Annotated in this window: 6 protein-coding genes; 1 reads left to right on the top strand and 5 read right to left on the bottom strand. The window is 48.7% G+C overall.

Translation table 11 applies throughout. From position 1 onward, the window contains the following. Window positions 1–39: 39 nt before the first annotated feature. The 5 genes from M2387_RS10775 to ubiG all read right to left on the bottom strand — a co-directional run bounded on the left by M2387_RS10775 (window position 40) and on the right by ubiG (window position 10,755). Window positions 40–5,079 (bottom strand): YadA-like family protein, encoded by a 5,040-nt coding sequence (locus M2387_RS10775; RefSeq protein WP_259049175.1) that lies wholly within the window; start codon window positions 5,077–5,079, stop codon window positions 40–42. 869 nt (window positions 5,080–5,948) lie between these two features. Beyond that, window positions 5,949–6,203 (bottom strand): class I ribonucleotide reductase maintenance protein YfaE, encoded by a 255-nt coding sequence (yfaE, locus tag M2387_RS10770; RefSeq protein WP_259049174.1) that lies wholly within the window; start codon window positions 6,201–6,203, stop codon window positions 5,949–5,951. A gap of 3 nt (window positions 6,204–6,206) precedes the next feature. After that, entirely contained in the window at window positions 6,207–7,337 is a 1,131-nt protein-coding gene (gene nrdB / locus M2387_RS10765; protein WP_259049173.1) for a class Ia ribonucleoside-diphosphate reductase subunit beta, read from the bottom strand. A gap of 59 nt (window positions 7,338–7,396) precedes the next feature. Beyond that, window positions 7,397–9,682, bottom strand: a complete 2,286-nt coding sequence (gene nrdA, locus M2387_RS10760; protein WP_259049172.1) for a class 1a ribonucleoside-diphosphate reductase subunit alpha — start codon at window positions 9,680–9,682, stop codon at window positions 7,397–7,399. Window positions 9,683–10,035: 353 nt separating this feature from the next. Next, entirely contained in the window at window positions 10,036–10,755 is a 720-nt protein-coding gene (gene ubiG / locus M2387_RS10755; protein ID WP_259049170.1) for a bifunctional 2-polyprenyl-6-hydroxyphenol methylase/3-demethylubiquinol 3-O-methyltransferase UbiG, read from the bottom strand. A gap of 160 nt (window positions 10,756–10,915) precedes the next feature. Between ubiG and gyrA the strand changes: the two genes are divergently transcribed. Then, complete coding sequence (gene gyrA, locus M2387_RS10750; RefSeq protein ID WP_259049169.1) at window positions 10,916–13,561, top strand: DNA topoisomerase (ATP-hydrolyzing) subunit A; 2,646 nt, start codon at window positions 10,916–10,918, stop codon at window positions 13,559–13,561. The last annotated feature ends 111 nt before the right edge of the window (window positions 13,562–13,672 follow it).

The raw sequence follows: 13,672 nt of genomic DNA, 5'->3' as shown, positions 1-13,672 counted from the left end.
CCATTTAAAAAAAAGGAGGCCGAAGCCTCCAGAAGTGCATCAGAACTGATAACCTACGCCGACACCCCAGCCCACATTATTCTGGGTATTGTTATTCAACTGGGCTTTGGTAACCCAGCGGCCGTCATCAGAAAGGTGGGATAGGCCAAATGACATACCCGATTGCCCGCGATAGCTTGCTCCCCCGATTGACATCATGCTGGCGCCCGGAGTGTAAGGTTGAGGCAGGCTGGCCATTGCCATGGCGCTGGCAATACCCGCGCTGAGGCGACGATCCTGCTGGCTCATACTATCCTGTAGCTCATTAAACCGCCTGTCGGTATAGCCCGACGCTTCGGTGGCCATGCGGTTTAGCTGGGTCAGGTTGACAGCATCAGTCGCTTTGGTGGCTGCCGCCACATTAGTAATCTGACGTTCATGCCCGACGCTCCCTACAGACAGGCTATTAGCGCGATCGGTTACCGAGTTTGTGCCAAGCGCTACCGAGTTCTCGTGAGTTGCATGCGAATTGGTACCCAGTGCCGTGGAGCTCTGCGCGGTTGCTGTAGCAGCGGCACCACCGGCGACGCTGTTTTTACCTGATGCAGCAGCATTGTCCCAGCCTGTAGCATTTTCTACCCGGAAAACACCTTCTGTGCCGACTGCAAGCTGCCCCACCCGCACATTGGTTGTTCCCGCGTTGGTTTCCAGATTAGCGATTGAGTCGTCTGTGTATTTTTTCGCCACTGCAACAGCTCCATCCAGTTGACGAACGTTGACGGCATCATTGCTCTGAACTCCGTCGGCAATGTTACTGACGGTTCGCTGTTCACCGGACGCCGCGTTACCGACTGAAACCGTTCCAACGCTGTTATTGCTGGCACCGGAATATTTCCCAGTGTAGCTTTCCGCGCCGCGGTTGCCATCGGATGCATTGTTACCCAGCGCCACGCTACCATCAGCCTGTGCCTGTGCACCATTTCCCATCGCAATAGTATTGTTACCAGTGGCCTGTGCAGACGGCCCGACCGCGATAGCATCGGATCCACTGGCTACGGACTCTGCCGCTGTGGAATTAGTACTGAAATATTTTGTTGAGAGACCCCCACCTGAACCTAAGATATTTTCGATGCTTGTCACACGACCGCCGAGATTCGCAATGCCGGACGTGTTTTGATCAACCTGACTGCCGACGGCCATCAACTGCTCGACATTCACCGCGTCATTGTTAGCGGTACCCGCTGCAATGCCGGTGAGTTTACGGTTCCCGCTGGCGGTACCAAACGCCACTTCGCCGATCGAATTTTGAAGCGTTGTTAGCCGGTAAGCGCTGTAATCATTTTGTGCTCCCACGGTGGTGACCGAATTTGCACCCAGCGCGAGGCTGTTGGCAAATTTGGCATCCGCGCCGTTACCGAAGGCGACACTGTCTTCCTCTGTGGCAGTCGCCGCCTGGCCAATCGCCACGCTGTTTAAGCCGCTGGCAACGGAATCTGCTCCGGTACCGGATGACCCGGTGCTGAAGTATTTAACTGAAAAATTACCCTCATTAACGCTGCTAAACAGGGTGGTAATATCGGTGGTGTTCTGATCGACCTGGTTGCCGACGGCCATCAGCTGGGCCACATTCACCGCGTCATTGTTAGCGGTACCCGCTGCAATGCCGGTGAGTTTACGGTTCCCGCTGGCGGTGCCAAAGGCCACTTCACCGATAGACGTCTGCGGTGCGGTAAGGCGGTAAGCGTTGTAGCTGCTTTCAGCCCCCACGCTGGTGACGGAATTTGCACCCAGCGCGAGGCTGTTAGCAAATTTGGCATCCGCGCCGTTACCGAAGGCGACACTGTCCTCCTCGGTGGCGGTCGCAGCCTGGCCAATCGCGACACTGTTTAAGCCGCTGGCAACAGAGTCTGCCCCGGTGCCGGTTGAGCCGGTACTGAAATATTTAACGGAAAAATTACCTTCATTAACGCTGCTAAACAGAGTGGTAATATCGGTGGTGTTCTGATCGACCTGGTTGCCGACGGCCATCAGCTGGGCCACATTCACCGCGTCATTGTTAGCGGTACCCGCTGCAATGCCGGTGAGTTTACGGTTCCCGCTGGCGGTGCCAAAGGCCACCTCACCGATAGACGTCTGCGGTGCGGTAAGGCGATACGCGTTGTAGTCAGTTTGTGCGCCCACGCTGGTGACGGAATTTGCACCCAGCGCGAGGCTGTTGGCAAATTTGGCATCCGCGCCGTTACCTAAGGCGACACTGTCCTCCTCGGTGGCGGTCGCCGCCTGGCCAATCGCGACGCTGTTTAAGCCGCTGGCAACAGAGTCTGCCCCGGTGCCGGTTGAGCCGGTACTGAAATATTTAACGGAAAAATTACCTTCATTAACGCTGCTAAACAGAGTGGTAATATCGGTGGTGTTCTGATCGACCTGGTCGCCGACGGCCATCAGCTGGGCCACATTCACCGCGTCATTGTTAGCGGTACCCGCCGCAATGCCGGTGAGTTTACGGTTCCCGCTGGCGGTGCCAAAGGCCACCTCACCGATAGACGTCTGCGGTGCGGTAAGGCGGTAAGCGTTGTAGCTGCTTTCAGCCCCCACGCTGGTGACGGAATTTGCACCCAGTGCGAGGCTGTTGGCAAATTTGGCATCCGCGCCGTTACCGAAGGCGACACTGTCCTCCTCGGTGGCGGTCGCCGCCTGGCCAATCGCGACGCTGTTTAAGCCGCTGGCAACAGAGTCTGCTCCGGTGCCGGTTGAGCCGGTACTGAAATATTTAACGGAAAAATTACCTTCATTAACGCTGCTAAACAGGGTGGTAATATCGGTGGTGTTCTGATCGACCTGGTCGCCGACGGCCATCAGCTGGGCCACATTCACCGCATCATTGTTGGCGGTACCCGCTGCAATGCCGGTGAGTTTACGGTTACCGCTGGCGGTGCCAAAGGCCACCTCACCGATAGACGTCTGCGGTGCGGTAAGGCGATACGCGTTGTAGCTGCTTTCTGCCCCCACGCTGGTGACGGAATTTGCACCCAGCGCGAGGCTGTTGGCAAATTTGGCATCCGCCCCGTTACCGAAGGCGACACTGTCCTCCTCGGTGGCGGTCGCAGCCTGGCCAATCGCGACGCTGTTTAAGCCGCTGGCAACAGAATCCGCCCCGGTACCGGATGAGCCGGTGCTGAAGTATTTAACGGAAAAATTACCCTCATTAACGCTGCTAAACAGGGTGGTAATATCGGTGGTATTCTGATCGACCTGATTCCCGACGGCCATCAGCTGGGCCACATTCACCGCATCATTGTTAGCGGTACCCGCCGCAATGCCGGTGAGTTTACGGTTCCCGCTGGCGGTGCCAAAAGCCACCTCACCGATAGACGTCTGCGGTGCAGTAAGGCGATACGCGTTGTAGCCGCTTTCTGCCCCCACGCTGGTGACCGAATTTGCACCCAGCGCGAGGCTGTTAGCAAATTTGGCATCCGCGCCGTTACCGAAGGCGACACTGTCCTCCTCGGTGGCGGTCGCAGCCTGGCCAATCGCGACGCTGTTTAAGCCGCTGGCAACAGAATCCGCCCCGGTGCCGGTTGAGCCGGTGCTGAAGTATTTAACGGAAAGATTTCCCGAATTGACGAGGTTCTGTACGTTAGTGACACTGCCAGAGAGGGTGGTAATATCGGTGGTGTTCTGATCGACCTGGTCGCCGACGGCCATCAGCTGGGCCACATTCACCGCATCATTGTTGGCGGTACCCGCCGCAATGCCGGTGAGTTTACGGTTCCCGCTGGCGGTGCCAAAGGCCACCTCACCGATAGACGTCTGCGGTGCGGTAAGGCGATACGCGTTGTAGCTGCTTTCAGCCCCCACGCTGGTGACGGAATTTGCACCCAGTGCGAGGCTGTTAGCAAATTTGGCATCAGCTCCATTGCCCAGCGCAATGCTGTCTTCCTCTGTGGCAGTCGAGGCCCGACCAATGGCCACACTGTTGGTACCGCTGGCAGCCGCATTAACCCCGGTGTCTGCTGAACCAGTACTGAAGTATCTAATGGGAATATTTCCCGAATTGATGAGGTTCTGTACGTCAGTAACATCGCCAGATATGCTGGTAATATCGATTGTGTTCTGATTGACTTTCGTTCCGAGGGAATTAACAGCGCTGTTGGTCGCAAACAGCTGGCTGCCGTTTATAGCATCCGTGCTGGTTGCGCTGAGCCGCCCGGCTGCAACGTAGGTAATCTGCCTTTCTGCGCCAGCGGCACCGATACTCAGCACGGAACCTGCGGCGGGTGTTGCACCTGCAAAGTTATAGGTACTGCCATTGATATCAGTACTTCCGGTGCCCACGGCCGCCTGAACGGATGAGCCATTACCCAGCGCGATGGCGCCATTGAGACCTGCATCAATACTGATGTTATTACCCAGCGTAAATGCATTATTCGCTGCAACGGTATTGTTATTGCCCAGTGAATAGGAGTCTGTGCCAGATACCGAAGAGGGGCTACCAATTGCTCCGGAATTATCACCGGTAACGTTGTTTTGGGCCCCGATACTGATAGCGTTGAGGCCGCCTGAGTTTGATTCGAATCCTATGGCTATGCCGTCAGCTTTTCCCACCCGGGAAAAATGCCCTAATGCAATACCGTGCATTGCATCTTCATTTGTTACTTGTGCATCTTCTCCGATAGCTATTGAGGCATAGCCAAATGTTCTTGTGTATGCGCCCACGGAGATTGCGCGGTCTGCATTAACCATGGAACGACGCCCTAGTGCTACCGAATTTCTGTAGGTAGCCTCTGCGGCATCGCCGATGGCAACACCATAATCATCTGCAGTGGCACCGCTGCCCCCGCCAATTGCAATCGAAAAAGTCCCGCATGTGACCGGCTCGTTACCTCCTCCCAAAGCCGTGCTCGTTCCAACTTCGTCCCCCTGAAGGCACGTAGCGGCCAGAGCAGGGGCTGAGGAGGCAAGTAACATAAACAAAAGAGCTAAATGAATGGCCGAATAACGGAATTTTACTTTTTTGAATCCAGGAAAAGTGTCAGCATCAACTTCTGAATGAAATAAGTTATGTGCCTCACCGAATATAAATGATTTATCCATAATCATATTGGCGCCGCCAACCTCCAATAACTCGTCAGGTATAAAACCTTCCGGTTATTACATGTTAACAAGGATGAGTGTTGTGAAATTAAAATTTTACAGGCTGGAGAAAATGTAATTAAGTTATTGTTTATATTGTACCTCGCCTATGAGGAATGAATAACTCAGCGTTATTTTCCTATGGCAATAGTACTTGACACCTCCATGTGTTAACTCAGGGTTGTCAGATTTAAGATTAATCTTAATTATGATAAATGCAATGATTTTATTTATTGAGATATTTTAGGTGTATTTATTGTATATGATTCCAATAAATGGGATTCAAGTGGCGTGAATTAATTATCTATTATTATATTTGGAATAGGTCTGAATTATATGTTTAAGCTTGATGTGATTCTTTTATTTTTAAATGGTTAAGTGATGGGGGGTATTGTGTTGTTGACCTGCTTTATATAGATGTATTTGGTTACCTTTCAACATATACGCAAGTTGAAAATAACATGTTTTTTAACCAGAATAATTACACTAATTGTGGATAATTACATCATCCATAAAAACAGGGAGTATTGAGTTATCTAACGAGGAATGCGAAGGCTGTTGTTATTAATCGGCTAGATCCAATTTTATGGAGTGAACAGAATAAATTTGTCATTGAATAATATTGTAGTTACTGGAAAACATCAGACGGCTTATGAGAATGGCTTCATCTTCCCCGCATGAAAAATATGAGACAAAAAAGAGGTATATCTGTTTATGATCCGGTTTTCCTGGAGGTAACTACAGTGAGTACCGTTGAATCACAGCGTTTATCTATGCTCATCAACGGTTTTCTCTTCAGACTTATATCAGAAAATTAAGGGATACTGTCTGGTGCGCTACAGCTCGATCTCGATATCACCCTTCGCTCTGCAACAGCAGGGGAGTATTTCCCCTGGCTGGATAAATGCGAGTGGTTTTGTGAGCCAGTTAACTTCGCCTGCGACCAGTTTTACCCGGCACGAACCACAGTATCCCTCGCGGCACTGGTACTCAACACAGATATTGTGTGACTCCAGTGCTACGAGTAATGAAGAGTGTTCTTTTTGGCTAATTAACTGTGCGCCAGTAATACTCAGTGTAATACGGCCCATAATTTAAAGCTGGAAGTCGCTCAGATCGTCAGTATTGACTTCTGAGTCAATCTGGCCAACCAGATAAGAACTCACTTCCACTTCTTGTGGCGCAACCTGCACGTTGTCGGAAACCAGCCAGGCGTTAATCCATGGAATCGGGTTTGAACGGGTTTTGAAGGGTAAATCCAGCCCGACGGCTTGCATACGAATATTGGTTATATACTCCACGTACTGACAGAGAATATCTTTGTTCATTCCTATCATGGAACCATCGCGGAACAGATATTCAGCCCACTCTTTTTCCTGCTCAGCCGCAAGTACAAACAGATCGTAACATTCCTGACGGCATTCCAGCGCAATTTCTGCCATCTCAGGGTCATCTTCACCGGAGCGCAGAAGATTCAGCATATGCTGAGTACCGGTTAAATGCAGCGCTTCATCACGTGCAATGAGTTTAATTATTTTAGCATTACCTTCCATTAGCTCTCGCTCAGCAAAAGCAAATGAACAGGCGAAGCTGACATAGAAACGAATAGCTTCTAAGGCGTTAACACTCATCAAACAGATATATAATTGTTTTTTCAACGAACGCAGATTAATGGTTATTGTTTTGCCATTAACACTGTGGGTACCTTCGCCCAGTAAGTGCCAGTAGCTGGTCATTTCAATCAGCGTGTCATAGTAACTCGAAATATCTTTTGCACGTTTGAGGATCTCTTCATTCGTGACAATATCATCAAACACCAACGCGGGATCGTTAACAATATTACGAATGATGTGTGTATAAGAGCGCGAGTGGATAGTTTCGCTGAATGCCCAGGTTTCAACCCAAGTTTCCAGTTCAGGAATAGAAATTAAGGGTAACAGAGCAACGTTCGGGCTACGTCCCTGAATAGAATCCAGCAGGGTTTGATACTTAAGGTTACTCAAAAATATATGTTTTTCATGCTCAGGTAGTGCCTGGAAGTCGATCCTGTCGCGGGAAACATCCACTTCTTCCGGACGCCAGAAGAATGAAAGTTGTTTTTCGATGAGCTTTTCAAAAATATCGTATTTTTGCTGATCATAACGCGCGACGTTAACTGACTGACCAAAGAACATAGGTTCGGCGAGCTGATCGTTTTTATTCTGTGAAAATGTAGTGTAAGCCATTAATAATATTCCTTATACAGAGGTCACGGGCGACATCAATTGATATCGCCCGAGAGGCATCAGATCTTACATGCACCGCTTTCGCAATCGTCATCCTGAGCTGAAGGTAACAGGTCATCCTGAGTATCTTCGGCGCCATCACGGGTGTTTTGGTAGTAAAGCGTCTTCACACCAAATTTATAGGCGGTGAGCAAATCTTTCAGCAATTGCTGCATCGGAACCTTCCCTGATGGGAAGCGAGTCGGATCGTAGTTAGTATTGGCAGAAATCGACTGGTCGATAAATTTCTGCATCAGACCTACTAACTGTAAGTAGCCGTCGTTATTTGGCAGATCCCACAACAATTCATAGTTGTCTTTCAGTCTTTCGTATTCTGGTACTACCTGACGCAGAATACCGTCTTTAGACGCTTTAATACTGATATGACCGCGTGGTGGCTCGATACCATTGGTGGCATTAGAGATCTGCGATGAGGTCTCTGAAGGCATCAATGCTGACAGGGTCGAGTTACGCAGGCCATGAGTTTTAATCGACTCACGCAGCGATTCCCAGTCGAGATGCAATGGTTCATTACTGATTGCGTCGAGGTCTTTTTTATAGGTATCGATAGGCAAAATGCCTTTTGCATAAGTGGTTTCATTGAACCACAGGCAAGCACCTTGCTCTTTTGCAAGTTCGTTAGAGGCTTTCAATAAATAGTATTGAATCGCTTCGAACGTTTTATGCGTCAGATTATTTGCACTACCATCTGAATAACGAACACCGTTTTTAGCCAGATAATAGGCATAGTTGATGACACCCACACCTAAAGTACGGCGACCCATTGCACCGCGCTCGGCAGCAATAATCGGGTAATCCTGATAATCAAGTAACGCATCCAGGGCACGTACTGCAAGGCTCGCCAGTTCTTCTAACTCATCCAGACTATCAATAACACCGAGGTTAAAGGCTGACAGAGTACAAAGTGCGATTTCACCGTTTTCATCCTTGATATCGGATAACGGTTTCGTCGGCAGAGCAATCTCCAGACACAGGTTAGACTGACGTACCGGTGCAACGGCTGGGTCAAACGGGCTATGCGTGTTGCAGTGATCTACGTTCTGAATATAGATACGTCCGGTAGAAGCACGCTCTTGCATCATCAGTGAGAACAATTCAACTGCTTTGATGCGTTGCTTACGGATACTGCTGTCTTGTTCGTATTTTGTATAGAGACGTTCAAACTCAGTCTGATCGGCGAAGAATGCGTCATACAGACCCGGAACATCAGAAGGGCTGAAGAGCGTGATATCGCCACCCTTAAGTAAACGGGTATACATGAGTTTGTTGATTTGTACGCCGTAGTCCATATGACGCACGCGGTTACCTTCAACACCACGGTTGTTTTTCAGTACCAGCAGGCTTTCAACTTCCAGATGCCACATCGGATAGAACAGTGTGGCAGCTCCGCCACGCACGCCGCCTTGTGAACAGGATTTTACCGCTGTCTGGAAATGTTTATAGAACGGAATACAACCGGTATGGAACGCTTCGCCGCCACGAATCGGGCTGCCTAATGCGCGGATACGTCCGGCATTGATACCGATACCAGCGCGCTGGGAAACGTATTTTACAATCGCACTTGAGGTAGCATTAATGGAGTCAAGGCTATCGCCACACTCAATCAGTACACAAGAACTGAACTGACGGGTAGGGGTACGAACACCAGCCATAATAGGCGTTGGCAGAGAAATCTTGAAGGTTGAAACTGCGTCATAAAAACGTTTCACATAATCAAGACGTGTTTCACGCGGGTAGCCAGAGAACAGGCAAGCAGCGACCATAATATACAAGAACTGAGCACTCTCGTAGATTTCACCTGTCACACGGTTTTGTACCAGATATTTACCTTCGAGCTGCTTCACCGCAGCGTAGGAGAAGTTCATATCTCGCCAGTGATCAATTAACGTGTCCATCTGCTTGAACTCTTCTTCCGTGTAGTCTTCCAGCAGATGTTGATCGTATTTCCCCGCTTTAACCATTTTTTGTACATGGTCATAAAGCGCTGGCGGTTCAAACTGGCCATAGGCTTTTTTACGTAAGTGGAAAATCGCCAGACGAGCAGCAAGATACTGATAGTCAGGTGCATCGCGGGAGATTAAATCGGCCGCAGCTTTAATAATGGTTTCATGAATATCAGACGTCTTAATGCCGTCATAGAACTGAATATGAGAACGGAGTTCGACCTGAGAAACTGAAACATCATTCAGCCCTTCAGCAGCCCAGTCTATTACTCTGTGGATTTTGTCCAGATTGATGCGCTCAGTGCGACCATCGCGTTTTGTCACCAGCAGACTCTGATTCATGTACGTTGTACCTGTCCGTGAAAAGAAGATATCCCCGTTTTATACACATCAGCTAATCTGTGACTAACTCTGTGGATAAATACTATATGTAGGGGTTTGATTAAAAATAAATCACAAGATGGTGAGTATTCTAGTAAGGAATCCGTTTAGAACAAGTATTGATTTTGACGAAAAAATCGTGTCGTGAACTATGAGTTTGTGTAAGTCCACGCCACATAAGGCCTGGACGGTTGTCAATGGGATGCAAAAAAAATGATAAATATTTTTGGGTGCTGATTTCTTAAACTCAATGAAGAAATGTGCAGCGTTGCACCGCACATTTTTGAATATCTATTTCTAAAATTTGTGTGTGATTAGGCTTCAGTGTGCAACATATAATTTACATCGACACCAGGACCTAAGCTAAAACGATTGGTCAATGGGTTAAAATGTAGCCCGGTCATATGACGTTCACGCAGAGGGGTTTCATCAATCCAGTGTAATAATTCAGCGGGTTTTATGAATTTTTTAACATCATGTGTTCCTTTAGGAACCATCTGCAACACGTACTCTGCGCCAAAAACGGCCATTAACCAGGCTTTAGCATTTCGGTTGATGGTTGAAAAGAACACATGGCCGCCAGGCTTGACCAGCTGCGCGCAAGCCGCCACAACAGATTGTGGGCTCGGAACGTGTTCAAGCATTTCCATACAAGTGACAATATCATACTGCCCGGGATTATCTCTGGCATGCTGCTCGACTGTTTCCTGTATATAATTGACATCAATTCCATGCTCTAAAGCATGCAGGCGGGCGACCTGCAGCGGTTCCGCCCCCATATCAAGGCCGGTAACCTTAGCGCCTTCGCGCGCCATACTCTCCGCCAGAATGCCACCACCACAGCCGACATCAAGAATTTTTTTACCAAATATGCCACCTGAACGCTGGTTGATATAGCCCAGACGCAACGGGTTAATACGATGCAGTGGCTTAAATTCGCCTTCCAGATCCCACCAGCGGGAAGCAACAGCTTCAAATTTGGCAATTTCTTGTGGATCAACATTCTGCGAAACCGATTGGTTTTCAGGATTCATAACTGCGGTAACTCCTTGTAGAAGTGAATAACAGCAGTATATCAGGCTAGCTGTGCGAATAAAGCGTCAGCAAAAGCGTTCTGGTTTCCCCACTGTGGACCGTATGTGTTATAATTTGCGACCTTTGAATCCGGGATACAGTGAGAGGGATAGCGTTTACATGAGCGACCTTGCTAAACAAATTACACCGGTCAATATTGAGGAAGAGCTAAAAAGCTCCTATCTGGATTATGCAATGTCGGTAATTGTCGGCCGTGCACTTCCGGATGTCCGAGATGGACTCAAACCTGTACACCGTCGCGTGCTCTATGCGATGAATGTACTGGGCAATGACTGGAATAAGGCTTACAAAAAATCAGCCCGTGTCGTGGGTGACGTTATTGGTAAATATCACCCACATGGTGATAGTGCTGTTTACGACACTATTGTACGTATGGCACAGCCATTCTCCTTACGTTACATGCTGGTTGATGGTCAGGGAAATTTCGGTTCGGTTGACGGCGATTCCGCTGCTGCGATGCGTTATACGGAAATCCGTATGTCGAAAATCGCCCATGAACTGATGGCCGATCTGGAAAAAGACACGGTAGATTTCGTCGATAACTACGACGGCACCGAAAAAATTCCAGAAGTTATGCCGACCAAGATCCCGAATCTTCTGATTAACGGCTCATCCGGTATTGCCGTGGGTATGGCGACTAACATCCCGCCTCACAACATTACTGAAGTGATTAATGGTTGTCTCGCTTTCATCGAAGATGAAAACATCAGTGTTGAAGCGCTGATGGAGCACATTCCTGGTCCTGATTTCCCTACAGCGGCAATTATCAATGGCCGTCGTGGAATTGAAGAAGCATATCGTACCGGGCGGGGTAAAATTTATATTCGTGCGCGTGCGGAAGTTGAAGCTGACGCAAAAACGGGCCGCGAAACCATTATTGTTCATGAAATTCCTTATCAGGTGAATAAAGCGCGCCTGATTGAGAAAATTGCTGAGCTGGTTAAAGATAAACGTATTGAAGGGATCAGTGCCTTACGCGACGAGTCTGATAAAGACGGAATGCGTGTGGTTATCGAGATCAAACGCGATGCGGTTGGCGAAGTGGTTCTTAATAACCTCTATTCTCTGACTCAGCTTCAAGTTTCCTTCGGCATCAACATGGTGGCATTACACCAGGGCCAGCCGAAGATAATGACCTTGAAAGAGATTCTTTCGGCATTCGTACGTCATCGCCGTGAAGTCGTTACGCGCAGAACGATTTTTGAACTGCGTAAAGCGCGCGACAGGGCACATATCCTTGAAGGTCTGGCTATTGCTCTGGTCAATATTGATCCGATTATTGAGCTTATCCGTAACGCATCAAATCCGGCCGAAGCAAAAGCAGGGCTGACTGCTCAGTCATGGGATTTAGGCAGTGTTGCTGTAATGCTTGAAAGCGCAGGCGATAACGCGGCACGTCCTGAGTGGCTGGAGCCTGAGTTTGGTATTCGTGATGGAAAATATTACCTCACTGAACAGCAAGCCCAAGCAATACTCGATTTGCGTCTGCAGAAACTGACCGGTCTTGAGCATGAAAAACTGCTGGATGAATATAAAGAGCTCCTGGCATTCATTGCTGAGTTACTGCATATTCTGGGTAGTGCTGATCGTCTTATGGAAGTGATTCGTGAAGAACTGGAAGCTATGCGCAGCCAGTTCGGTGATGAGCGCCGTACTGAGATAACAGCCAACTCCGCTGATATTAATATTGAAGACCTGATTAATCAGGAAGATGTTGTAGTTACGCTGTCCCATCAGGGATATGTGAAATATCAGCCTCTGACTGATTACGAAGCTCAGCGCCGTGGCGGTAAAGGTAAGTCTGCTGCACGCATTAAAGAAGAAGACTTTATCGACCGTCTTTTGGTCGCAAATACCCATGATACGATTCTGTGCTTCTCTAGCCGTGGCCGTCTCTACTGGATGAAGGTTTATCAATTACCAGAGGCCAGCCGTGGTGCTCGTGGTCGACCAATTGTAAACCTGTTACCGCTTGAGCAAAATGAACGTATCACCGCTATTTTACCGGTACGTGAATATGCTGAAGGCGTTAACGTCTTTATGGCAACCGCTAGCGGGACCGTGAAGAAAACTACACTGACTGAGTTCAGCCGCCCGCGTTCTGCAGGCATTATTGCTGTTAACCTGAACGATGGGGACGAATTGATCGGCGTTTCCCTGACTGATGGTCAGGATGAAGCTATGTTGTTCTCAGCGGCCGGTAAAGTGGTTCGGTTTAAAGAAGATGCTGTGCGTGCTATGGGACGTAATGCTACAGGTGTTCGTGGTATCAAACTGGCGGAAAACGATAAAGTAGTATCGTTAATTATTCCGCGCGGTGAAGGTTCCATCCTGACTGTGACACAAAATGGTTACGGTAAACGGACTTCTGCTGCTGAATATCCGACAAAATCACGTGCCACTCAGGGTGTTATCTCGATCAAAGTGACCGAACGTAACGGCAGCGTCGTGGGTGCGGTACAGGTTGAGGATACCGACCAAATTATGATGATAACAGATGCGGGTACCCTGGTTCGTACCCGTGTGTCTGAAGTCAGCGTAGTGGGTCGTAATACTCAAGGTGTTATTCTCATTCGTACTGCAGAAGATGAGCATGTTGTTGGTTTACAGCGTGTAGCAGAGCCTGTTGACGACGAAGAGCTGGATAGCATCGACGGATCGTTAGCTGAAGGGGATGATGATATTGCTCCTGAAACTGACAGTGACGATGATGGCGATGATGACGGCGATGTTGCTGACGAATAATCTGAAAACAGGGTATTAAATTACACTGATTCTTCAGTTGCTGAGACCGCCAATAAGAGGGAAAACGTTTGTTTTTCCTCTTTTTTTTTGCCAAAAATGACTTAAGATATT

The organism is Klebsiella sp. BIGb0407 (assembly GCF_024807845.1).
Taxonomy (GTDB): Bacteria; Pseudomonadota; Gammaproteobacteria; order Enterobacterales; family Enterobacteriaceae; genus JGM124.
This window is presented reverse-complemented; position numbering and strand designations above follow the sequence as displayed.